The sequence below is a fragment of the Bacillus sp. M5A3_1b genome, from assembly GCF_053345335.1.
In genome coordinates this window covers 643,687-666,787 of sequence record NZ_JBKEZY010000002.1, presented here as the reverse complement: position 1 = coordinate 666,787, position 23,101 = coordinate 643,687, and the positions used below count along the sequence as shown (strand labels likewise).

Below are 23,101 nucleotides of genomic sequence, written 5' to 3'. Positions count from 1 at the left end.
AAGCAGTCTTTTTTTGCTTTTAAAACGTGGCTTTTGACGAAATGTGAGGAATATGGAATTGAATTACGTCAAGTAGACCGGTTTTATCCATCGTCAAAGCTATGCTCATGTTGCAGTCAAAAGAAAGCGGATTTAAAACTATCTGACCGAGTATATACATGTGAATGTGGCAATGTAATGGATAGAGATTTGAACGCAGCGATCAACCTTTTACAAGCAAAAAAATATACAATACTAACGTAAATAGATTGTATATATGTACGGTGGGCTACATCGGAATTTACGCCTGTGGAGTGTCATAGCAAACTGTAGTAGCAAGTGATTAGCGAGGCAGGGCACGTAGAAGCAGGAATACTCTAAGAATATACATTTGTCTATATTTTTAGTAGCAGCTGCGTATATGATTAATTTTAAACCAGAAAATTTAAACCAACTATTCAAGGTGATGTTAATTAGTGCGAATAAGTCTTATGATGCGATTAAAGATTATGAATTTACGGGAGAAGTGGTAGTATTCCGTGTAGACTTCGAATATATTGACGTTTCTCTAATGATTGTAGATATGTTAGGAAGATCTGCTTCTAAATTTAACATTTTGCCATATGCCTGTCCGAATACAAATGAAATAGATTACATTCAGTTTCAAGTGTATTCGATTAATGAAGGGAATTTTAAGGAAATGATTGATACGATGTAGAAAACTATAATTTTACAAATATGTATATACCAACTAATATATAATTAATACATTTATATAATTGGAGTGATGAGATGCAGCCGTTAGAAAGGGAGATTCATTCTAATATGCTGAAAGTGTGGCGAATCCACGCTTTAATTGGGGCGGCAGTTATACTAGCAGTCGTAATTGCGTATTTCTTTTTTATGATCAATTTTAACTGGTGGGGCTGGTTGTTTGGCTTATTAGTAACAGGCGCTATTACATTTATCCCGCTTGATTATTTCGTGTTTCCAAATTTACGTCAACGTTATTATAGTTACAGATTAAATGAAGAAGAGATTGAGATACAAAAGGGAATGTTCGTTGTAAAACGCGTACTTATTCCGATGATTCGTGTGCAGCACGTAACGATTGAACAAGGCCCGATTATGAGAAAGTATAATTTAGCAGAATTACATATTTCCACAGCAGCAACTTCTCATAGTATTCCAGGTTTAACGAAGGAAGAAGCAGAGCAGCTGAAAAGACAAATTGGAGAACTTGCGAAAGTGAGTGATGAGGATGTATAAGAGGCAACATCCGATCACGATATTATTAGGTATTCGAATTGCGGGTTTATTGCCTTTTATTTTTCTTGTTTTATTTCGATCAGATGGTCAAGTAGAACCCTGGTATTTCTTTCATCTTGTTCTTTTGGCCATATTATTTATTATGGCAATTTTCTCAGCTATAAAATGGTATTTCAAAGTGTACTGGATTGAGAATAATATTTTACATATTAAGCACGGTGTGTTCGTTAAGAAAGAAAGTTACTTAAATAAAGAACGTGTGCAAAATATTAGTACGTCTTCTAACATCATCTATCAAGTGCTTGGATTGACGAAATTAAATATTGAAGTAGCCGGCGGGGGTAGTGAGCCAGAAGTGATGTTAGCTGGCATTAGAGAAGAGGAAGCGAAGGAACTGATTGCTTTATTAAATAAAAAAAGAAGCGCTGCGAGTGAAGAAGTACCCATGGCAGAAGAAAGTAAGACGATTTATCAGTTAACGATGAAAGAGATTTTAGCAGCTTCCATTACGTCTGGTAGATTCGGATTAGTGTTTTCAGGATTACTTCTTATTTACACAGAGTTTAATCAATTTCTTCCAGAATGGCTCATAAATAAAGTGGAAGCGTATGTGATGGATAACGGTGTATATGAATTAATCGTTATGGCCGCGATTTTAATGGCAGTTTCGTGGGTCATTTCAACAGCTGGTTATGCGTTAAAATATGCGAACTTTAAAATAGAGCGAAACGGAAATGAAATTCGCATCGTACAAGGGTTATTTGATAAGAAAGAGTTTGTTTTAAAACTACACCGCATTCAAGCGATTACTGTGAAAGAAGGAATTCTCCGCCAGCCTTTCGGTTATTGCTCTGTCGAAGTGGAAGTCATTCAAAGTATAGAAGCAGCTGGAAATGAAGTTATGTTACATCCTTTTATGAAAAAGAAAGATGTCCAGCAGTTACTTACATATTTGCAGTTACCGTATGAAATGGAAGAGGAAATCGTTCATTTACCGAAGGCTGCATTACGTCGTTACGTAATAATGGGCTGGATTACAAGTGCTGTGCTCGCACTGCCGATCATCGGTACGAGTATATATTTCAAACAAAATATTGCGTTGTTCACTTTAATACCACTATTTATCATATTTACGTTGCTTGCATACGCTCGGTATAAAAGTGGCGGATATATGATACGAGACAATCAGTTAGTCATGGTATACCGTGGTCTTGCGAAATATACGGGGATCATGCGAAGAAGGCACGTTCAAGCGGTAGGATACAATCAGTCGCATTTTCAAAAGAATGACGAGTTATGTACAGCTGCCGTATCAGTAGCGGGACATAGGTATAATGTGAAGCATATGCGAAAAGAGGACGCGCTTCTCATATATAATTGGTATAAAGAAAAAGGAAACACCGGTGCGTAACGGTGTTTCCTTTTTTATGTCGTGATTTGTCGATAAGTCGATATATTTCAAAAATCGCTGATATATCTGAAAAATCGCTGATATATCTGAAAAATCGCTGATATATTTCGAGTTGCGCCGATATATTCGAAAAATCGCTCATATAATTTCATGTACCGTAGCCTTGGAGAAACCACAGTACAACAGTCCTTAAACTAACACATCAAAAGTAGTCACAAATGACGGACGAGAGAAAATACTTTTCTGCTGCTCTGCATGTGGATGCACCTGAGCCTGAGCTTGTCCTTCCGCTTGTGCAGGGCGTTTTTTATGAGCGTTTTCGAATGAACGTGATTCTGTCCAATCTTTAAAGTTTTGCTCTGTTTCCCACATCGTTAAGATGACATATGTATCGTTACTTAATGGGCGTAGAACGCGGATTGCTTGGAAACCGGGTTCGTTTTCAATAAGGCCTGCGCGGTTTTTAAAACGGTTTTCAAATACTGGGCGACCTTCGTCTGTTACAGAAATGTTGTTACAAACGATATAGCCAGGTTGTCCTTTAAATTCTCCAACAGCGTCTAGTACGTCATATTGAAGCGCTGATTCTACTGATTCTTCTGTATTTTCTTTATAAAACATATTTTTTTCATTATTTTTTGCAGTGAAATGTGCTTGTTCTAGAGGTGTTTCGTATGAAATAATAGCCTTCATTTTAATGCCCCCTTAATGGTTTGTTTCTATTATATCAACTCTCTTAAAAAACTTCGAAGATTATATACATAAAGATACTTCTTTTTCAAATAATAAATGTACCATCATTTGGAAAGAAGGCCGATGTATGAAGAAAGTAAAGTGGACTTTATTAGGTGGATTCGCAACGCTAGTATTAGCGATTGTACTTTATAAACTTATTGTGTTAGCTGGTGGCTATATGATGGATGAAAAGCAGCTCGTTTTCCACTCTTCATCACGTATCGTTGACCAGAAAGGGAAAGAGATTACGAAATTATATGTAGAAAATAGAGATCTCGTACCAGTCGAGCAAATTCCAAAGCATGTCCAGCAGGCGTTTATTGCGGTGGAAGATTCTCGTTTTTATGAGCATCAAGGAATTGATTATCCGTCTATATTCCGTGCTCTTTATAAAGATACATTAGCTGGAGAGAAGGTCGAAGGCGGTAGTACGATTACGCAGCAACTCGCTAAAAACGTTTTTTTAACTCGTGAAAAAACAGTTACGCGTAAATTGAAGGAAGTCGCAATTTCCCTTCAATTAGAGCAAAAATATACGAAGCAACAAATTCTTGAAATGTATATGAATCATATTTATTTTGGGCATGGGGCTTACGGTATTCAAGCAGCAGCAAAGTTGTATTTTAATAAAAATGTAGAAGATTTAACAGTAGAAGAAGGAGCGATGCTTGCAGGTCTTCCGAAGTCACCAAATGGATATTCACCGTATTTCTCTCCAGAGAAGAGTAAGGAGCGCCGTGATCTCGTATTGTCACTTATGCATAAACAAGGCTATTTGACTGCCGAAGATAGCGTACGTTATCAAGGAAAGACCATTGCTCTTTATAAAAACTTAGATGAGAATGAACTCGCATATATGCCGTATATTGATATGGTTATAGATGAAGCAGCTCGTTTATACGGATTGTCTCATCAAGAAGTACTGCGCGGAGGATATACGTTTGTCGTACCGATGGATGAAAAGATTCAAAAGGTAGCGTATAACCAGTTTCAAGATGCAAGGAATTTCCCTGGGAAAGAAGAGGGGACGCAAGGTGCTTTTTTATTAATGGATAATCGTACGGGCGGAATTAAAGCGGCGATTGGCGGAAGAAAGTACGTCCCGAGAGGCTTTAATCGTATTTTCGCAAAAAGACAGCCCGGTTCTGTGCTAAAACCACTTATCGTCTATGCACCAGCACTCGAAACGAAAAAGTATAATCCGTATTCTTTATTGACGAATGAAAGAAATTCATTTGAAGGCTATGAACCTCGAAATTATAACCATTCATATTCGAAAGAAATGACGATGTACGATGCGATTTTAGAGTCAGCAAATGTGCCGGCAGTTTCTTTATTAAATGAGTTAGGGGTAGAAGAAGGAAAGCAATATTTAGAGAAAGGAAATGTTCATATTGCAGACGCAGGGTTAAGTACAGCGCTTGGCGGATTGAAAAATGGTGTTTCACCATTTGATCTTGTAAAAATGTATCGTGCGTTTTTAGCAAATGGTGCTATTATTGAGCCGCACGTTATTGATAAAGTGTTAAATAGACACGGTGCAGTTATTGGAGAATCGCCAAAAGTAGAAACGAAAATATTCTCGAAACAAACGGCGTGGTATATGACGAAAATGTTAGAAGGAGTTGTAAAGGAAGGGACAGCGAAAGCCGGTGTATATAGCGGGGCGTTAGCTGGGAAAACAGGTACAACTTCCTTGCCAAATGACGAAAATGGAGCTAGAGATATGTGGTTCGTCGGCTATACACCAAATTTAGTAGGTGCTGTTTGGATTGGTTATGACCGCATAGATAAAGAGCATCAGTTGCAAGGAGAAAGTGCGTCAGCAACGAAATTGTTTAAGAAAATTTTAACGAAGGCAAATGTAGAACAGAAAGAGCAGTTTATGAAACCAGAAGGTGTGGAAACAATCGGTGCTCCGATTCGTTTGCGCAAGATTGAAGATGTGAAAATGAAATTAGCGTTTAGCCCTTTCGGTTTATTTAAAGCAAAATTAAGCTGGACACCACTTCCAGATGAAAGAATTATGTATCGTATTTATAGAGTGGAAAACGGAGTTCATACGCATGTAGGCACTGTAAATGGTGCCGGAGAATATGAGGAAAAGTTCGTTAACATCTTTTCAAAACCGAGTTTTTACGTTGTACCATATAACACACAAACGAAACGTGAAGGAGAAAAGTCAAAAGTAGCTAAACCATAGTTTTTCTCTGTGCTATAATAAGAATGTTGTGAAAATAGTAAGCGGTTTTACGAATGTTTGTGTCAATTTCATGAACAACGTACATAATGTTATGCATTTTGTTTTTACAAGCTGTATAGTAAAAAAAGATAAATATCGGAATAGAACGTATTTAGAGAAAAAGCATGGGCAAGGAAGGGAGCAAGGGTCTTGGTAAGAACTATAAATGAGACATTTTTAAAAGCATGTAGGGGGGAACGTACTGATTATGTACCAGCATGGTATATGCGTCAAGCAGGTCGTTCGCAGCCGGAATATAGAAAGATAAAAGAAAAGTATTCTTTATTTGAAATTACACACAATCCAGAGTTATGTGCTTACGTTACAAAGTTACCAGTGGATCAATATAACGTAGACGCAGCAATTCTGTATAAAGATATTATGTCACCACTACCTGCAATTGGTGTGGATGTAGAAATTAAATCAGGTATTGGCCCAGTTATTGATAATCCAATTCGTTCTTTACAAGACGTAGAAAAACTAGGGGAAATCAATCCAGAAGATGACGTACCGTACATATTAGATACGATTCGTTTATTAACGACAGAAATGTTAGACGTACCGTTAATCGGTTTTTCAGGAGCTCCATTTACATTAGCGAGCTATATGATTGAAGGCGGTCCATCTCGTAATTATCATAATACGAAAGCGTTCATGTATGCAGAGCCGAAAGCTTGGTTCGCTTTAATGGATAAGCTAGCAGATATGGTTATTACATATTTAAAAGCGCAAATTAACGCAGGAGCAAAAGCTGTTCAAATTTTCGATTCTTGGGTTGGAACAGTAAATGTAGCAGATTACCGCATATTTATTAAACCAGCAATGGAGCGTATTTTTGCAGAAGTTCGTACGATGGGTGTACCGATGATTATGCACGGCGTAGGAGCTGCGCATTTAGTAAATGAATGGCACGACTTACCGCTTGATGTAGTAGGTTTAGATTGGCGCTTACCGATCGAAGAGGCGCGTGCACGCGGCGTTCATAAGGCGGTACAAGGTAATATGGACCCTTCATTCTTACTTGCACCATGGTCTGTTATTGAAGAACATGTAAAAGGTATTTTAGATCAAGGGATGAAACAGCCTGGTTATATCTTTAACTTAGGACACGGTGTATTCCCAGAAGTAAATCCAGATACATTAAAACGTTTAACTACATTTATTCATGAATACTCTAAAGGGCAGTTAGCGAAGTAAAGGAGCATTGCTGTATGAAAAAGAAAATTGGTTTGCTTGTAATGGCATACGGAACGCCATATAAAGAAGAAGATATTGAACGTTACTATACACATATTCGTAGAGGAAGAAAGCCAAGTCCTGAAATGCTAGAGGATCTAACAGAGCGTTACCGTGCAATTGGTGGTATTTCTCCTTTAGCTACTATTACATTAGAGCAAGCTAAAAAGTTAGAACAGCGTTTAAATGAAGTACAAGATGAAGTAGAGTACCATATGTATCTTGGCTTAAAACATATCGAACCGTTCATTGAAGATGCAGTGAAAGATATGCATAACGACGGTATACAAGATGCAATCGCACTTGTTCTTGCGCCACACTATTCTACATTTAGCGTGAAATCGTATGTAGGACGAGCACAAGAAGAAGCTGAGAAACTTGGAAACTTAACAATTCACGGCATTGATAGCTGGTATAAAGAACCGAAATTCATCCAGTACTGGGTTGATGCAGTGAAAGGTATATATAACGGTATGTCAGAAGCAGAGCGTGAAAAAGCAGTATTAATCGTATCTGCACATAGCTTACCAGAAAAAATTATCGCGCTTGGCGATCCATATCCAGATCAATTAAATGAAACGGCGGATTATATCGCGCGCGGAGCGGAAGTAGCAAACTATGCAGTAGGTTGGCAAAGTGCAGGAAACACACCAGATCCTTGGATTGGTCCAGATGTACAAGATTTAACGAGAGAATTAAATGAAAAGTACAGTTATACTTCATTCGTATATGCACCAGTTGGATTTGTTGCGGAACATTTAGAAGTTTTATATGACAATGACTTTGAGTGTAAAGTTGTAACAGATGAAATTGGCGCAAAATATTATCGTCCAGAAATGCCAAATGCATCGGACGCATTTATTGATTGCTTAACAGATGTTGTATTAAAGAAAAAAGAATCTGTATTGTAAAAAGAAAGGGGGAGCATGCTTGAGGAAAAAAGTTGTAATCATCGGCGGTGGCATCACAGGATTAACAACAATGTATAACTTACAAAAAGATATTCATGACAAGAACTTGCCGATCGATACATTACTTATAGAAGCATCTGGTAAACTTGGTGGGAAAATTCAAACCGTTCGAAAAGATGGATTTACAATTGAACGCGGACCGGATTCTTTCTTAGCACGAAAAGAAAGTGCCTCTATACTGGCGCGAGAATTAGGTCTTGGTGATGAACTTGTAAATAATAAGGCCGGTCAATCATTTATCCTCGTAAACAATCGGTTACATAAAATGCCGAGCGGATCGATGATGGGAATTCCAACGCAAATTACGCCGTTTCTATTTTCCAGGCTGTTCTCCCCAATTGGTAAACTAAGAGCTGGTTTTGATCTGTTAATGCCCAGGTCAAAGCCAGTATCTGACCAATCACTCGGGCATTTTTTCAGACATCGCCTCGGCAACGAAGTGGTTGAAAATTTAATAGAACCATTACTATCGGGTATTTATGCAGGGGATATCGATGAAATGAGCTTAATGTCAACATTCCCGCAAATGTATCAAATTGAGCAGAAACATCGCAGTATTTCACTCGGTATGCGTACGCTTGCTCTGAAAAAAGAGAAATCTGAACCGAAAAAGGGAATCTTCCAAACAGTGAAAACAGGTTTAGAATCTATAGTAGAATCTCTCGAAGCGAAGATACATGAAGGTACGATAATAAAGGGAACTCGCATTGAAAAAGTTGCAAAACTTGGTGATGTTTACACGATTACTCTTAGTAACGGAAAAGAAATAGAAGCGGACGCGGTCGTAGTGGCAAGCTCACATAAAGTATTGCCATCTATGTTTGCACAGTACAAGCAGTTTCGTTTCTTCCGCAATATTCCGTCTACATCAGTTGCAAATGTGGCAATGGCTTTCCCGCAATCAGCCATTCAGCGCGATATTGACGGCACAGGGTTTGTCGTATCTCGAAATAGCGACTACACAATTACAGCATGTACGTGGACACATAAAAAATGGCCACATACAACACCAGAAGGAAAAACGCTTCTTAGGTGTTACGTTGGACGAGCTGGTGATGAAGCGGTTGTAGAACAAACAGAAGAGGAACTCGTTCAGCTTGTACTAGAAGACTTACGAAAGACGATGGATATTACAGAGGATCCTGAGTTTACAGTCGTAAGTCGCTGGAAAGAAGCGATGCCCCAATATACAGTAGGCCATAACGAGCGAATGAAGAAACTCACAACATTTATGGAAAAAGAGTTGCCAGGTATATACTTGGCAGGTAGTTCCTACGCTGGTTCTGGTCTTCCGGACTGTATTGATCAAGGTGAGAAAGCCGCAAAGCGTGTACTATCTCATTTGGAAAAAGTAATGGAGACGGAATTACTCGCACAATAAAATATAAGAAACGCCTTCAATCATATTGAAGGCGTTTCGTTTGTTATATAAAATACTTATTCGCCAATAAATATATATAAATTATTTGGCTTTATAACGGCATCTCCCGCATAAATAACCCATTCTGTTAAGTTTTCAAACTCTAACTGATAACTATTTCCCTCACTCATATTTTCTATAAAATATGGTTCATTAATGAGTATTCCTTGAATGAAGTCTTCCGTAATGTTTTGCATTTCAAACCACATATGTTCACTTTTTCCCTCTTCGTAGGAGACACCAAACTTAGCGAGGAAACGAAAATCTTCATTTGATTGTTCAATGTGAAAAATGTTGCTGAAATACCCGAAAGTATTCTTTGCATTATAAGCCATACGATCGGTTTCACTATTTGTTTTATAGAACATAAGCCCTGTAGCTTCCTCATGTTCTTTGAAAAAGCTTTCGATACATTCTTCTGAAGTATTAAATTGGAATAAGAGAACGGATGGAGATTGATGGTATTCATCTCGGTCATCCATGCCGCCTAAGAATATGTTTTGTGCATCTATTGGTTGTAGTTTCACTTCTTCATCCTCGATTGAAGACAATTGATCCATACTCGTTTTATGCCCAATATAAGATAATCCCTTTTCCCACGGAACAGCTACTGTATGGATAGAACCTTGCTGACTATGCGCGATCACGATAGGCTCATTCATAGGGACTTGTCCATTCTCAACGGCATTATTAGCAAATGTTTGAAAGAGATCACCAATGCCGTAGTAGGATGAAATGCGATTTGGAATAATTAATTCTATTTCTGTTACGCCTGCTCTTAAAAGGCCATGTGTATGAAACCAATATTGCGTAGGCTCACCTTCTTTATCGTCTTCATAAACAGAATGAATAACATACAAGTCAGGAATGTCAGGTAATAATTCATTTTCAACGTGATATTCAATATAGCTTCTAGATATTACTTTCATTGCTGCACTTGAATCGATTACAAATAACAAATCTGGAGCGAGGTTCCATAAAAACTGTAACTGCTGGAAAAAGCAGTCCAGCACATCGCCTACAAATAGCGTACGAGCGAAAATTTCAGTGCCATAAGCAGCATCTTCAAAATTACGATCTACGATTGTAGAATCTTGTCTATTGTACATTTTATATTCTTCTGGATCGCTCGTTTCATCAATATGCAGTTCATACGGTATGATTGTTTCATCCATATGTAACTCAACAATAAGGCTTGTCTCATCACTGTAAATAATTTTTAATTCATCCACTTTAGTAGAGATAGTCTCTAGCCGCTGTTTTAACTGTTCAATCGTAATTCTAGTTGGTATAACGGCAATCATATCTGAAAAATGACGTTCTAATGTGCCATTCATAGCTGCGCGGTATGTTTCTGTTTGCACTTCCATCCAATCACTCCTATTCAAATGAATCCATTTTACATGCCAATGAAATTTCGATATTTTCTGTTTTCTCTCTCTAACATTATAGAGCGCATTTGTAGAAGGTGTAAAATTATTATTTTGTATTATAGTTTGAAAGCTTGTAAATTAAATAAATTTTTTGTAAAACTTGTCGAAATACCATTCTATATAACGAATCATTTGATATGATAGAAATGCTGAGAAAATATGAAATAGGGAGAGGAAAATGGCTGTGAAGAAATTGTTAAGTGTCTTTTTATCATTCATACTATTGCTTTCATTTACTGGAACTTTAGTACAAGCAGAAGAAAATACTTCTATGTCAGTAGAAAAAGCAATTCAAGTATTTAAACAGCAAGGGAAAACGAAGGGGACAGTGGAAGGATACATCGTTGGATATACGCAAAGTCCTTCTAAATACACGAAAGATCCGGCTAAGTTTGATGATACAAACGTAGCAATTGCAGATTCGCCAAATGAGACGAATCCAGACAAAATCATGCCTGTTCAGTTGCCGAAAGGTGATGTGAGAGCGGCAGTAAACGTGAAAGATCATCCTGAAAATATCGGGAAGAAAGTTAGTTTAACAGGGACGCTTGAATTATATTTTAGTAGCCCAGGTTTAAAATCGGTAACGTCTCATAAGTTTCAAGGGGAAGGACAAAACCGTGTTAGCGATGTAGTATCTTCGCCTGGTAGCGGAGAAGTTGCGAAGGGCACAGCGGTAACATTAACAACGAATACAGAAGGAGCAACAATCTACTATACGTTAGATGGCTCTAACCCTACAAATAAGAGTGTTCGTTATAACGGACAAATTGTAGTGAATGAAAATAGTGTGATTAAAGCAATCGCAGAGAAAGAAGGGCTTACTTCTTCAGCGATTTCAACATTTTCATTTATTATCGTAAATAATGAACCAGTTCGTATTCATGATATTCAAGGAAAATCACATATTTCTCCTTACAAAGGGAAGAAAGTATACAATGTGGAAGGCGTTGTAACAGCACTTGATAAAAATGGTTTTTATATAGAAGATAACCAGCCGGATAATGATCCAGCTACGTCAGAAGGTATGTATGTATACAAAAAAGATGCGAATGTAGCGGTAGGAGATCTTATTCAAATTGATGGAGAAGTAGAAGAATATGTTGGACCTGGGTATGCAGAAAGGTTTGACACAGATTTAACGACGACGGAAATTAAAGCGAGCCGCGTTGCTGTAATCGCAAAAGATCAACCTTTACCAGCACCGATTGTACTTGGAGAAAACGGTGTGAAAATCCCTGATCAAATTATCGATAATGATGCATTCGGTTTATTTGATCCAAATGAAGATGCAATCGACTTTTATGAAAGTATAGAAGGTATGCGCGTTACGATGCCAACGCCAAAAATTATTGCACCTCAGAAAAACGGAAATTTATATGTAACAGTAGAAAATGGCGGAAATAAAGTCGTAACGAAATACGGCACACCTGTATTAGATGAAAATCAATTAAACCCAGAGCGTCTTTCTGTAAAAGTCCCTCGTGATTATGTAGCGAAAGTAGGAGATACTTTCACTGGAGATATAACAGGGGTAGTCGGATATGATTACGGTGCGTTCCGCATTGCACCAATAACGGAATTACCATCTGTAGTGGACGGTGGATTTAAGCAAGTAGGGGCGAATATTCAGCCTCGTCTTGATAAGTTAACAGTTGCTACATATAACATTGAAAACTTCTCGGCGAATAAAAAAGAAACAACAGACGAAAAGGTAAAAGCGTTAGCGTATTCTATTAAATACAACTTAAAAATGCCAGATATTATCGGTGTAGAGGAAATGCAAGATAATAACGGAACGATTAATGACGGTACAACAGATGCTTCGTTAAGCGCAAAACGTATCATTGATGCGGTTTTAGAAATTCGTGGACCGAAGTATGAGTATGTAGAAATTGCTCCGAACAATAATCTAGACGGGGGAGCACCAGGAGCGAATATTCGCGTCGGTTTCTTCTACAACCCATCACGCGTGAAATTAGCAGCAGTACCGAAGTTACTTGATAAAAATGTCGTTCGTATTGGAGACGAAAGTTCATTATTTGAAAGTACACGTAAACCGCTTGCAGCAGAATTTACATTCCAAGGACAAAACGTTGTTGTCGTTGCAAATCACTTAAACTCAAAAATAGGAGATGCAACGCCATTTGGAAAAGTGCAGCCGCTCGTATTAAAGAGTGAAGAAAAACGAATTCAGTTAGCGCAAGAAGTAAATCAATTCGTACAAGGAATTCAGAAAAAGAACACGAATGCACCAGTTGTTGTGTTAGGGGATATGAACGATTTTGAGTTCGCTAAACCACTAAAAGCACTAGAAGGAACAAACTTAAAAAATATGTTAAACACAGTGCCGAAAGAGAACCGCTACACGTACATTCATGAAGGAAATGCACAAGTGTTAGATCATATTTTAGTAACAAACAACATCGCACCACACACAATTGTAGACCCAGTACACTTAAACTCAAACATTATGAAAGAACATGGACGTGTAAGTGACCACGACCCAGTACTTGCTCAAATTGACTTGAAGAAAGCTTCTTAAATAGTCATGAAAGAACGCTTAGAGATATACTGAGCGTTCTTTTTCTGTAAAAATCATGTTAAAATTAATTGAAAATTCAGCTTTTTACAATGAGGAGGTTAAAGATGCAAGCGTGGTTAAATGGAAAATTAATAAATCAGCTTGCGATTTTTTTTAGTACAATCGTCATGCTCCAATTTGTAGCGGAGGTAACAGGACTTACTCAAAATTTGGATATTACATATAACTTAATACATACAGCATCGTCCTATGTAACGTTTAGTTTGGCAGTCATTTTTACTTTAATAGGTGCAAGAAGAGAATTAAGTACATATGCAATTATTTTATTATGTTCAGTTGTAGGTATTAAAGCGATTTATTTTGCGGCGGTCGTTATTTTATGGGGATTGGCAGGTACGCCGTAAAGGGGAGATGATTATAAGATTGATAAATGTAAATGAGAATAAGAGCGTAATTCCCTAAACTAACTTAGGGAATTACGCTCTTATTCATTCAATCATTTAGTCTGAAATTGCTTGAAACGCTTTTCTACACCGATCTCTTTTTTGCAGTCTTCTTCTATATTTTTTTCTATCCCGCTTTACTCCTTGTATATACATGAATAAGCTAACGAGAAGGAAGAAAGCACATTGCATCGTTAAAATGTACGGTGACATGCCTTGCAATGGTTGTTTCGGATCATATAAATGAATAGGTGCTCCGCCTATTGAAGGAAGTATTGTATTTAGCAGGACGTACGGAATGGAGGCAACTGCGAATGGAAAGAGAATTGCCATATAGTCCTTTTGTGACCATACAGATGCAGCAAGTCCTAAAAGGGCCATTAAACCTGCAAATAAGAAATTAATTCCGATATATACAGTAATGTAAGTGAGAGGTGCATCGAAATATAGGTTTGCGAACATTCCATCAGCATTTATGATGCCTGAACCAATCGTAGGTGTTCCGTCTGGAATGGTTAATTTGCAAAATAATAACGATAAGATGAATGGAAATGTATAAAGAAATCCTCCGCAAAAAAACGTAACGATATATTTCATTACTGAATAAGGAAATAAAGAAATCCCCTTACTCACAAACGGTTTAAAACCATCTGACTTATCCGAATTGTAACTTGTACTAAAGGGGAAACTCGCAATAACTGGCATTAATAATAAATAAACATCCATTTCATTGTCGCGAAATCCGATCCATTTTATATCTGTTGAAATAGGTCCACTCGCTGCGTCTCCTAAATAACGAATTACATAGTAATAGTGATAAATACAAATAAGAACGAATCCACTAAACATAATAATTAAAGAAATACGACTACAAAAAGCTTGCTTTATATTTAAACGAAGCGCACGCATCATGACTGAAAAAGCCTCCACTATTTTGATAAACTTGTCTATTTTCTATATTACTATTAAATGTAAACATTTTCTTGTTTTTTTATTTGATTATTTGAAAAAAGGGAAATTTGTTGTTGTTAAGTAAGGTTTAATTGTATATCTTAAGAACACCTTTTCCTTTTCTCTTTTCTTCTGATACACTATGGACAGTAATATATAACTTGACTGGAATTTTTTATGCTGGAAATAATAAAAAAGAGAACTTGTATACAATGTAAGCGTGTGGTAATATCAAAGATGTACTGATTGACTATATTATCCAATTGGTCATTTTTGGAGGTGACGATGTGGCGATAGATCGAAAACGTTCTATTATTGAAGCTGCAACAAAGTCTTTTTCAGCGTTCGGTTATAAAGCAACAACGATGGATCAAGTAGCGAAGTTAGCGAATGTAGGAAAAGGAACGATTTATACTTTTTTCAAAAATAAAGAAGAGCTATTTGGCGAAATTATTTCTAATTTAATTACAGAAATGAAGCAAGTTGCAGAAAATGCAATTCGTTCAGATGTTTCATTTTTTGAAAATGTACATAGAGCATTATATAGCATATTAGAATTCAGAAAAGAACATCAGCTCATGATTAAGTTAATTCAAGAAGAGCGTGATATGGGAACGAAAGAAGTACAAGAAGTGATGCAACAAGTAGATGTGGAAATCGTTTCTGTCATTCAATCGTATTTAAAGATTGCGATTGAAAAAGGTGAGATTAGCAAATGTGATCCAGAAATTACAGCATTTATTATGCTTCGCTTATACGTATCGCTTATTTTTGATTGGGAAAAAAATCATGAACCGCTAGAAAAAGAAAAAATTGCAGAATTATTTGAACTTTATTTATTAAAAGGATTGTCAAACTAAGATAATCCTTTTATTATTATAAAAAAGTGACCACTTGAACAAAATGGTCATATATTTATTTTAGGGAGGGATAATAGAAATATTCACTTCATATGAAGAAAAAGTTGCATAGTATAAATTCGGGGATAAGGCATATGTATGAATCAGTATAGCCTTTTTGTTTGGGTAAAAATGACCAATTGAACATTTTGGTCATTTTAAAAAGGGGGAGAAATGATGAAAGGAAATCAGTTACTTCGTAAAGAGTTCACACAAATTATAAAAAGTAAAAAAATATTAATTCCAATTATCGCTGTTTTATTCGTACCGATTTTATATGCGGGTATGTTTTTATGGGCCTTTTGGGATCCGTATAAACAGTTAGATGATTTACCAGTTGCGGTAGTCAATTTAGATAAAGGTGCAGTATTTGATGGGAAACCAATTGAGGTCGGAAAAGGGCTCGTTGATAATTTAAAAGACAATAAGAGTTTTAAATGGGAATTTGTAAGTGAAAAAGAAGCGAAAAAAGGAATGGAAGGCAGAAAGTATTACATGTTAGTACGCATTCCAGATAACTTCTCAAGTAACGCTACAACGTTATTAAAAGATGATCCAAAACCATTAAACTTAGAATACATTCCGAACGAAAGCTTAAATTTCTTATCTTCACAAATTGGCGGAACAGCCATTGAAAAAATTAAAGGTGAAGTATCAAGTACGTTAACGAAAACATATGCAGAGAAAATGTTTGATTCCATTCAAGACGTCTCAAAAGGATTAGCAGATGGGGAGGAAGGAGCAAACAAACTACACGACGGATCAAGTGAGCTGCATGATGGTTCAAGTAAAGTGACAGATGGCCTTCATACACTTCAAGGGAAGTCTGGAGAGATGAAGGATGGAGTTCAGAAATTAGCAGATGGATCTAATAAATTAGTAGATGGGTCAGGCAAAGTAACAAATGGTTTAAATACGCTAAATAGCAAAACAGGTGAAATGCAGATAGGTATCGGGAAATTATTAGACGGTTCCGGAAAAGTAACGAACGGTTTAAATACGTTAAATAGTAAAACAAGTGAGATGCAAACAGGTATCGGAAAATTAGTAGATGGCTCTGGAAAAGTAACAGACGGTTTAAATACGTTAAATAGTAAAACGGGTGAAATGCAAAAAGGAATTGGTGAATTACATGATGGATCTGAGAAAGTGACCGGTGGTTTGAACCAATTAGTAAGTAAATCCGGTGAATTAAAAACAGGAACAACTGATCTATCAAATGGTATGGGAAAACTTGCTGAAGGGCAAAGTCAATTAGAAAAATGGTCTCAAGAAATTCAAAAGGGATTGCAAGATTTAAATAGTAACGTACAAAAGTCTGCTGCAGTCTTAGAGGAAATGCAGTCGAAAGGCCCTTCTATATTGAATACAGTAAATGAGAAAATAGATGGAGCTGAGGCGAATGTAAATCAGTTAAATGAATTTACGCAATCAACAGCAGGAGATGCAAAAAATGCAGCGCAAGATGTAGCGAATTTACAAAAGCAAATTGAAAGTTTACCAAAAGAATATCAAGAGCAGTTACAACCATTCATAACAAGTGCTGTAAAAAATACAGCGACAGTTCAGCAAAAAGCTGCTGGAGTAGCGGGTGGAACAAATAAATTAAATGAAGAAGTAAAACAATTAAAAGGTGAAATAGATCAAAAAACAGGTGATGGGCAAAGCAAACTACCAAATCCAGCAGAATTAAAATCTTTAACTGTTGGTATTGATCAATTATCCAGTGCACAAAAAGGGTTTGTTGAAAAATTTCAAGGGTTTGGTGCGAAGTTAAATACTGCTAAAGAAGGCGCAAATAAATTTAAAAACGAATCCGGTCAATTAATTGATGCGATAAATCAATTAGCAGATGGCTCGGGTAAAGTAACAGGCGGCTTAGACACATTATCTGCAGGAGCAAATCAAATGGCAGGTGGGATAAATCAATTAGCAGATGGCTCAAGCCAAGTGACAGGCGGTTTAGGTACATTATCCGCAGGAGCAAACCAAATGGCGGGTGGAGTAAATCAATTAGCAGATGGCTCAAGCCAAGTAACAGGCGGTTTAGGTACATTATCTGTAGGAGCAAACCAAATGACAGGTGGAGTAAATCAATTAGCAGATGGCTCCGGTCAAGTAACAACTGGCTTAGGTACTCTAAATGGTGGTCTAAATAAAATGTCAACTGGCTCAGCCCAGCTAATCGACGGCGTAAATAAACTAGCAGACGGATCAGGGAAAGTAACGGATGGCCTCGTAAAGGTAAACGACGGTTCCGGTGAACTTGCTAAGAAACTTGGCGAAGGGGCAGAGAAAACTGGTGAAGTGAAAGGGACGGATAAAACGTATGATATGTTTGCAAGTCCTGTAAAAGTGAAGACGGAGAAAATGGCGGAAGTTCCAAACTACGGAACTGGATTTACACCATATTTCTTATCACTCGGTTTATTTGTTGGGGCATTACTATTATCTATCGTATATCCATTACGTGATACAGTTGGCGTTCCGAAATCAGGATTTAGTTGGTTTATTAGTAAGTTCGGCGTATTACTATCAGTCGGTATTATTCAAGCGGTAGTAGCGGATGTTATATTACTATTCGGATTAGGTGTAGAAGTACAAAGTATTCCGTATTTCATACTCTTTAGCATCGTTACAAGCTTAGCGTTTATCGCATTAATTCAATGTTTAGTAACAGCATTTGGTGATGCAGGACGTTTCATCGCCATCATTACATTAATTATTCAGCTTACAACAAGTGCCGGAACATTCCCGCTAGAATTGATTCCGAAGTTTTTACAACCATTCAATGCTTGGTTACCGATGACATACTCTGTATCAGGATTGAAAGCAGTCGTATCAAGTGGAGACTTTAACTTCATGTGGCAAAACGTAGGAATACTCATGATTTTCATCGTGGTATTATCACTTGGAACAATCGCATCCTTAACTTGGATGCACAAACGACAATTTAGAAATATTGCGGAAAACCAATCGGTTGAAGCATAGAAAAAAGCACCTTTTCGGTGCTTTTTTATTTTAATGTAGGGCTAAATAAAAGGACAGGAATTGCAACGATTTGAACAGAAGTATATTACATAGGAGTTGATATGATGAAAGGAAATCTTACTTATTATTTTATCGTAAATCCGCTAATCATCTTTCTTGTTTACGCCCTTTCACCTATCTTGTTTCATAAAGAAAAATATATAAATATAAAAGATGCACTAGGAATACTTTTAGTTTACTATGTGCTAATTAGCGGGTATTACCTTATGGATGTTATAAGTAAAAGAATGAAGAAGAAGAATAGTAAGGACAAATAATAAAGTTTCATGGCATAAAAACCGATGGAGGATAACAAAATGACCGAAAGTGAAATGAAATACAGAGATACGACGATTCGTAACTTTTTCGATAAAGAGGACCGTCTAAAATCGATTCCAGGTCAAAAGAAGAAAAAACTAGTATTGTTAGAGCATTTAATTAGCAAATTAAATGCTGAAAATCAATATACGGAAAAAGAAATTAATACATTTATAAAACAATATCACGATGATTTCTGTACGATTAGACGTGAGTTTATTGTGCACGGATTTATGGATCGAGAGGATAATATGTACCATATAAATGGGAGAGAGGTTTGGGCGAAGTGGGAGGAGTTAAAATAATGAATCAGCGGGGAAATCCCCACTGATTACGAGTTTAAGCTAGTTGTGCATTTTTTTTTAGTAAGTCTAAGAACTCTTCAATATTTAAACTTGTAATGTATCCCAACGTTATATATTCATCTTCATAGTAAAATATTATTTTTTTATCAAAGATTCTTTTCTTCGTTTCTATAGATACAATTTTTTTATACTCGAATTCGGCAATGAATGTATTTTTAGACCTTCCATAAAAGAGAAGCCTTCTATCAGTAGCCAGTAGCATGCCTGGATGCGGAACTTTATGCGTAATCATATAGCCAGTAAGTGAACAATTTAAAGTAGATATAATAACTTCGTCTTTATGTAATAGTTGTTTTGCAGCTGTTAAGATTGGATTCATTGTATACATTCCTTTTATCTTGATATACGAATATTGTATCAAGAGTAAAAAGATTCTCAATATGTAATATTGCATATTGAGCGTTTTATAGTTGTAATATTATTTTTAAAAAGAAAAAGTACGAGGTGATTCAATGATACGGTTAGCAAAAGAGGTTGATGCAGAATCAATTATAGATATTAGAAAAGAAATTATATTATCGGAAACTACTACAAAGTTTTTCATAGTATCTCCAAAGAAATTACCAAATGATATGAATGCAGAAAGAGAAAAGATACGGAAAATTAATGAAAAAGGTAATCTTTACATAGTTTATGAAGTAGATAAAAAAGTGGTTGGCTTTTTAATTTTCAATCGATATGAACTAGAACGCTTACGACATGCAGGTACAATGGGAATGGGGATTAGGGAGGCGTACTGTAATCAAGGCATTGGTACGAAACTAATTGAATTTCTTATTAGTTGGGCTAAAGAGCAGAAAGGTTTAGAGAAAATTTGTTTAGGCGTAGTTTCTGTTAATGATAGAGCGATTAAGGTGTACAAACGTATGGGATTTGTAGAAGAAGGAAGACAAAAAAAGCAAATTAAATATGAAGATGGATCGTATGGAGATGACGTATTGATGGGGCTTTATCTTGAATAAAATAAAGGAGTTTTCTATTGATAGTAAGTGAGACTTTATGAGTCATCATATAGACGTTGCATATTTTAGTGATAAGACTGCCAATATTGGCAGTCTCTTTTTAGTAGAAGTGCTTACATACAACAAACCTTAAGTTCTAATCGCTCTTTCTGGCGCAGATGATGTGCAAAATGCATAGAAATAAGCTGGAACCATTCTGCTGCATGTAAGTAACCAAGCCCGGGATGTTCGACTTTACAATTACTTGGGATAGAAGAAAGTGTTGGCTCTATGTTTTTTACAATTGTAATTAATTCTAGAAGCTGTTTCTGTACGTCTTCTTTATTAGCTGGGTTTTCAGGCGTATATCCAGGAAGATCTGGTAATTTGATTTTTATGTCTGGGAAAGCTCCCATCATATATACCTTTTCGCCCATATCCGTTTTTTTGTTAGTTGCAGAAGGCGCTTCAGTTCTGCATTTCACGATTGCATTTAACTGCATGCGTGTAGCTGAAATTAAGTGATTATACATTTGACCGAGAGACCATTCCTCATGAGAAGGCTTCATCCTAAATTGTTCTATAGAGTACTTTTCTAATTCCTCTATGTAGTACGTTGCTAACTCTTCAAATTTTTTCATATCACTAACTCCTTTTTATGAAAATGTATTTGTTACTTCCTACTATAAAGAAGTAATGCTGACAACATTATGTCAGTAGTGAAATGCAATAATTAAAGTTGTAACATTTTTTTTGCTTCGTCACGGATTTTCTCAGAAAGAATTTTTGGCTCAAGTACTTGCACTTGGCTTCCCCAACTTAATACCCATTGAAATACTTCGTCTATGTTTCTTGATTTCAAAAAGACGTGAAAACCATTTTCTCTATGCTCGTATGAATCTATAAAGAAGTATCGTGATTCAATAATTTTATGTGCAATATGGGCTGGGAATAATAAATGAATCATCACAGTACGGTTGCTTTCAGGCTGATATTTTTGCAAAGAAAAGTCTTCGGGTTTTGTAAAGAATTCTTGTTCTTGTTGTAGTCCATCCATTCGATCTAAACGGAAATTACGTATTTGTTTTCGAAGTAAACAATGGGCAACGATGTACCAAATCCCTGAAATATTGACTAAGCCGTAAGGATGAACGGTCCGTTTTATTTTTGTAGTTTCTCTCGGTTTCAGATAAGAAAAAGAGATAGCCTGTTCTTTTTGAATAGCTTCTTGCAATAAGAAAATTTGATTTTCCAGCTTCTCTTGTTCAGATTGCTGATGTGAAAATATAGGAGAAAGGAAACGAAAAGTTCCTCGTAATTCCTGGGCTTTCTTTTGTTGATCAGTAGGTAGGATAACCTCAAGTTTCTCTTTTGCTGATCGTGCATGTACAGAAAAAGAAGAAGTGAAAGTTTTCTCGATATAATCACCGCCTAATAAAAGAGTAACAGCCTCTTCAGGCGTAAGTTGAATGGGTGGTAGGAAATAACCATCCATTAATGAGTAGCCGTGGCCGGGCATGGCGAAAAGTGGGACGCCAGATTCACTAAGTGCATCCATGTCTCGATAAATCGTTCTTATACTTGTCTCAAATTTTTCTGCTAAGCTTTGTGCTGTAACAGTTTGTCTTCTTTGTAACTCAATTAATATAGCTAATAAACGATCCGTCCGATTCATGAAATATCTCCTTTTATCTTTAATAAATATGCCTCCTGTAAACTTCTAAAACTAATATAAATTTCCCTCCCATTAACATACTTTTCCCTATGTATAATATTAATATAGTAAAATCATAACAACCGATATTGCAGTTTCCAATAATATACTATATAATCAGTTTAAGAAAACGTTTTCATGCAAAGGGGGAGAATTTCGTGTCGACTATAGAGGACGTGGCGAAATTAGCGGGGTTATCAAGGACAACGGTTTCTAGGGTAATCAATAATCATCCATATGTTTCAGATGAGAAGAAAAAAAGGGTTCAATTAGCAATGAAGCATTTAGGTTTCGTTCCTAATTCTGCGGCGAGAAGGCTTCGTAAACAAAAGACGGAAACAATTGCGGTGCTAGTTCCAAGGATTACAAATCCTTTCTTCAGTCGATTTATTGAAGCAATCGAGATTGCTGCTTCTGAACATAAATATAAACTGATTATTTGTCAAACAAGATATTTACCGGAAAAAGAGATGGAGTATTTACAATTATTATCTACGAAACAAGTAGATGGGATTATTCTATGTTCACTAGAAAATCCGTGGGAAGATGTAGAGCCATACTTACAGCACGGTCCAATCGTGTTATGTAATGAATATATTGAGGAAGCAAATGTTCCGACAGTGAAGTTTGATCATGCACAAGGAGCATACATAGCTGCTAAGCATGTGTTAGAACAAGGATATCGTAATCTTATTTTTTGCCGTGGAAACGAAACCAAAGCGGTTAGCCAACAGCGAAAAATGGGCTTTTTACGTGCCATAACGGAGAAGAGCCGCCAAGTAGAAGCGATCGATTTTCTTGAAAACGCTTTCTCTTGGGATGATGGAAAGAGAATATTTCATGAAGTATTAAAGGACAAAAAAAATCCTACCGCGATTTTGGCAGGAGGCGACGAGGTTGCAGCTGGAATCATTTCAGAGGCAAAACGCCATGACTGGAGCATTCCAGATGATCTCGCTGTTATCGGTTTTGATAATCAAATATTATCACAGATTACAGAGCCAGGTATTACGACAATTGAACAGCCAATCGATGAGATGGCCCGAAAAGTTGTCGACCTCATGATGGATAAAATCCATACGAAAAATTATCGACAAAAAGAATTATATGAGTTTGAACTGGAGCTCTTGGTGAAAGGTTCAACGATGAAGAAGAATACGATGTTATTAGCCTAGTAGACTATGTCTGCTAGGTTTTTT

Annotated in this window: 22 protein-coding genes; 16 read left to right on the top strand and 6 right to left on the bottom strand. The window is 36.6% G+C overall.

What is annotated here, in order from left to right; all coding sequences use genetic code 11:
* The 4 genes from ACLBWW_RS09650 to ACLBWW_RS09635 form a co-directional block, all read left to right on the top strand.
* On the top strand, positions 1-243 hold a 243-nt coding region (locus ACLBWW_RS09650; RefSeq protein ID WP_447614013.1), incomplete at its 5' end, for a zinc ribbon domain-containing protein.
* A gap of 157 nt (positions 244-400) precedes the next feature.
* A complete protein-coding gene (locus tag ACLBWW_RS09645; protein WP_048545358.1) occupies positions 401-697 on the top strand; it encodes a hypothetical protein in 297 nt (98 codons plus the stop codon).
* A 74-nt stretch (positions 698-771) separates the two neighbouring features.
* On the top strand, positions 772-1,248 hold the full coding sequence (locus ACLBWW_RS09640) for a PH domain-containing protein (RefSeq protein ID WP_001182711.1): 477 nt from the start codon (positions 772-774) through the stop codon (positions 1,246-1,248).
* Positions 1,241-2,659 carry a PH domain-containing protein gene (locus tag ACLBWW_RS09635; RefSeq protein WP_098221527.1) on the top strand — a complete coding sequence of 473 codons (1,419 nt, stop codon included), beginning with the start codon at positions 1,241-1,243 and terminating at the stop codon, positions 2,657-2,659. The genes ACLBWW_RS09640 and ACLBWW_RS09635 overlap by 8 nt, the downstream gene beginning before the upstream one ends.
* 189 nt (positions 2,660-2,848) lie before the next feature.
* Here ACLBWW_RS09635 and hmoB read toward each other — a convergent pair whose 3' ends face one another.
* Complete coding sequence (gene hmoB / locus ACLBWW_RS09630) at positions 2,849-3,352, bottom strand: heme-degrading monooxygenase HmoB (RefSeq protein ID WP_048545330.1); 504 nt, start codon at positions 3,350-3,352, stop codon at positions 2,849-2,851.
* A 127-nt stretch (positions 3,353-3,479) separates the two neighbouring features.
* Between hmoB and ACLBWW_RS09625 the strand changes: the two genes are divergently transcribed.
* The 4 genes from ACLBWW_RS09625 (at position 3,480) to hemY (ending at position 9,224) form a co-directional block, all read left to right on the top strand.
* Positions 3,480-5,597, top strand: a complete 2,118-nt coding sequence (locus ACLBWW_RS09625; RefSeq protein ID WP_098132597.1) for a transglycosylase domain-containing protein — start codon at positions 3,480-3,482, stop codon at positions 5,595-5,597.
* A gap of 189 nt (positions 5,598-5,786) precedes the next feature.
* A complete protein-coding gene (gene hemE / locus ACLBWW_RS09620) occupies positions 5,787-6,833 on the top strand; it encodes a uroporphyrinogen decarboxylase (RefSeq protein WP_048545327.1) in 1,047 nt (348 codons plus the stop codon).
* A gap of 14 nt (positions 6,834-6,847) precedes the next feature.
* A complete protein-coding gene (gene hemH / locus ACLBWW_RS09615) occupies positions 6,848-7,783 on the top strand; it encodes a ferrochelatase (protein ID WP_048545324.1) in 936 nt (311 codons plus the stop codon).
* Positions 7,784-7,802: 19 nt separating this feature from the next.
* Positions 7,803-9,224, top strand: coding sequence for a protoporphyrinogen oxidase (gene hemY / locus ACLBWW_RS09610; RefSeq protein ID WP_048545322.1), 1,422 nt, complete (start codon positions 7,803-7,805; stop codon positions 9,222-9,224).
* Between the two features lie 56 nt (positions 9,225-9,280).
* On the opposite strand, the gene ACLBWW_RS09605 is transcribed toward hemY, so the two are convergent.
* Complete coding sequence (locus ACLBWW_RS09605) at positions 9,281-10,633, bottom strand: DUF4026 domain-containing protein (protein WP_098080674.1); 1,353 nt, start codon at positions 10,631-10,633, stop codon at positions 9,281-9,283.
* A gap of 241 nt (positions 10,634-10,874) precedes the next feature.
* Here ACLBWW_RS09605 and ACLBWW_RS09600 point away from each other — a divergent pair, with 241 nt between their 5' ends.
* Positions 10,875-13,241 carry a DUF6359 domain-containing protein gene (locus tag ACLBWW_RS09600; RefSeq protein WP_098080675.1) on the top strand — a complete coding sequence of 789 codons (2,367 nt, stop codon included), beginning with the start codon at positions 10,875-10,877 and terminating at the stop codon, positions 13,239-13,241.
* A 104-nt stretch (positions 13,242-13,345) separates the two neighbouring features.
* The gene (locus ACLBWW_RS09595; RefSeq protein ID WP_048545317.1) at positions 13,346-13,645 is read left to right on the top strand and encodes a hypothetical protein; all 300 of its coding nucleotides are present in this window, start codon (positions 13,346-13,348) and stop codon (positions 13,643-13,645) included.
* 96 nt (positions 13,646-13,741) lie between these two features.
* Here ACLBWW_RS09595 and ACLBWW_RS09590 read toward each other — a convergent pair whose 3' ends face one another.
* Positions 13,742-14,596: a hypothetical protein gene (locus tag ACLBWW_RS09590; RefSeq protein WP_048545315.1), complete on the bottom strand. Its 855-nt coding sequence runs from the start codon at positions 14,594-14,596 to the stop codon at positions 13,742-13,744.
* 326 nt (positions 14,597-14,922) lie between these two features.
* Here ACLBWW_RS09590 and ACLBWW_RS09585 point away from each other — a divergent pair, with 326 nt between their 5' ends.
* The 4 genes from ACLBWW_RS09585 to ACLBWW_RS09570 all read left to right on the top strand — a co-directional run bounded on the left by ACLBWW_RS09585 (position 14,923) and on the right by ACLBWW_RS09570 (position 19,187).
* The gene (locus ACLBWW_RS09585; protein ID WP_000963378.1) at positions 14,923-15,495 is read left to right on the top strand and encodes a TetR/AcrR family transcriptional regulator; all 573 of its coding nucleotides are present in this window, start codon (positions 14,923-14,925) and stop codon (positions 15,493-15,495) included.
* Positions 15,496-15,711: 216 nt separating this feature from the next.
* Entirely contained in the window at positions 15,712-18,525 is a 2,814-nt protein-coding gene (locus tag ACLBWW_RS09580) for a YhgE/Pip domain-containing protein (RefSeq protein ID WP_098642190.1), read from the top strand.
* Between the two features lie 101 nt (positions 18,526-18,626).
* Positions 18,627-18,842, top strand: a complete 216-nt coding sequence (locus ACLBWW_RS09575; protein ID WP_048545311.1) for a hypothetical protein — start codon at positions 18,627-18,629, stop codon at positions 18,840-18,842.
* A gap of 39 nt (positions 18,843-18,881) precedes the next feature.
* On the top strand, positions 18,882-19,187 hold the full coding sequence (locus ACLBWW_RS09570; RefSeq protein ID WP_048545309.1) for a DUF2087 domain-containing protein: 306 nt from the start codon (positions 18,882-18,884) through the stop codon (positions 19,185-19,187).
* A 34-nt stretch (positions 19,188-19,221) separates the two neighbouring features.
* Here the strand turns inward: ACLBWW_RS09570 and ACLBWW_RS09565 are convergent, their stop codons facing one another.
* Positions 19,222-19,575, bottom strand: a complete 354-nt coding sequence (locus ACLBWW_RS09565; protein WP_116442971.1) for a PH domain-containing protein — start codon at positions 19,573-19,575, stop codon at positions 19,222-19,224.
* A gap of 124 nt (positions 19,576-19,699) precedes the next feature.
* Between ACLBWW_RS09565 and ACLBWW_RS09560 the strand changes: the two genes are divergently transcribed.
* Positions 19,700-20,209, top strand: coding sequence for a GNAT family N-acetyltransferase (locus ACLBWW_RS09560; protein ID WP_098642189.1), 510 nt, complete (start codon positions 19,700-19,702; stop codon positions 20,207-20,209).
* A gap of 113 nt (positions 20,210-20,322) precedes the next feature.
* Here ACLBWW_RS09560 and ACLBWW_RS09555 read toward each other — a convergent pair whose 3' ends face one another.
* Both ACLBWW_RS09555 and ACLBWW_RS09550 read right to left on the bottom strand, forming a co-directional pair.
* Positions 20,323-20,829, bottom strand: a complete 507-nt coding sequence (locus ACLBWW_RS09555; RefSeq protein WP_048545300.1) for a DinB family protein — start codon at positions 20,827-20,829, stop codon at positions 20,323-20,325.
* Positions 20,830-20,921: 92 nt separating this feature from the next.
* A complete protein-coding gene (locus ACLBWW_RS09550) occupies positions 20,922-21,863 on the bottom strand; it encodes a helix-turn-helix transcriptional regulator (protein ID WP_048545298.1) in 942 nt (313 codons plus the stop codon).
* Positions 21,864-22,060: 197 nt separating this feature from the next.
* On the opposite strand from ACLBWW_RS09550, the gene ACLBWW_RS09545 reads away from it, so the two are divergent.
* Positions 22,061-23,077, top strand: a complete 1,017-nt coding sequence (locus ACLBWW_RS09545; protein WP_447614011.1) for a LacI family DNA-binding transcriptional regulator — start codon at positions 22,061-22,063, stop codon at positions 23,075-23,077.
* The last annotated feature ends 24 nt before the right edge of the window (positions 23,078-23,101 follow it).

Coding starts and splice junctions, on each gene's coding strand:
- ACLBWW_RS09645 (WP_048545358.1), top strand. CDS start 401: ATGATTAATTTTAAACCAGAAAATTTAAACCAACTATTCAAGGTGATG.
- ACLBWW_RS09575 (WP_048545311.1), top strand. CDS start 18,627: ATGATGAAAGGAAATCTTACTTATTATTTTATCGTAAATCCGCTAATC.
- ACLBWW_RS09560 (WP_098642189.1), top strand. CDS start 19,700: ATGATACGGTTAGCAAAAGAGGTTGATGCAGAATCAATTATAGATATT.
- ACLBWW_RS09625 (WP_098132597.1), top strand. CDS start 3,480: ATGAAGAAAGTAAAGTGGACTTTATTAGGTGGATTCGCAACGCTAGTA.
- ACLBWW_RS09550 (WP_048545298.1), bottom strand. CDS start 21,863: ATGAATCGGACGGATCGTTTATTAGCTATATTAATTGAGTTACAAAGA.
- ACLBWW_RS09605 (WP_098080674.1), bottom strand. CDS start 10,633: ATGGAAGTGCAAACAGAAACATACCGCGCAGCTATGAATGGCACATTA.
- ACLBWW_RS09640 (WP_001182711.1), top strand. CDS start 772: ATGCAGCCGTTAGAAAGGGAGATTCATTCTAATATGCTGAAAGTGTGG.
- ACLBWW_RS09580 (WP_098642190.1), top strand. CDS start 15,712: ATGAAAGGAAATCAGTTACTTCGTAAAGAGTTCACACAAATTATAAAA.
- ACLBWW_RS09595 (WP_048545317.1), top strand. CDS start 13,346: ATGCAAGCGTGGTTAAATGGAAAATTAATAAATCAGCTTGCGATTTTT.
- ACLBWW_RS09590 (WP_048545315.1), bottom strand. CDS start 14,596: ATGATGCGTGCGCTTCGTTTAAATATAAAGCAAGCTTTTTGTAGTCGT.
- ACLBWW_RS09600 (WP_098080675.1), top strand. CDS start 10,875: ATGGCTGTGAAGAAATTGTTAAGTGTCTTTTTATCATTCATACTATTG.
- hmoB (WP_048545330.1), bottom strand. CDS start 3,352: ATGAAGGCTATTATTTCATACGAAACACCTCTAGAACAAGCACATTTC.
- hemH (WP_048545324.1), top strand. CDS start 6,848: ATGAAAAAGAAAATTGGTTTGCTTGTAATGGCATACGGAACGCCATAT.
- ACLBWW_RS09635 (WP_098221527.1), top strand. CDS start 1,241: ATGTATAAGAGGCAACATCCGATCACGATATTATTAGGTATTCGAATT.
- ACLBWW_RS09565 (WP_116442971.1), bottom strand. CDS start 19,575: ATGTATACAATGAATCCAATCTTAACAGCTGCAAAACAACTATTACAT.
- ACLBWW_RS09570 (WP_048545309.1), top strand. CDS start 18,882: ATGACCGAAAGTGAAATGAAATACAGAGATACGACGATTCGTAACTTT.
- ACLBWW_RS09555 (WP_048545300.1), bottom strand. CDS start 20,829: ATGAAAAAATTTGAAGAGTTAGCAACGTACTACATAGAGGAATTAGAA.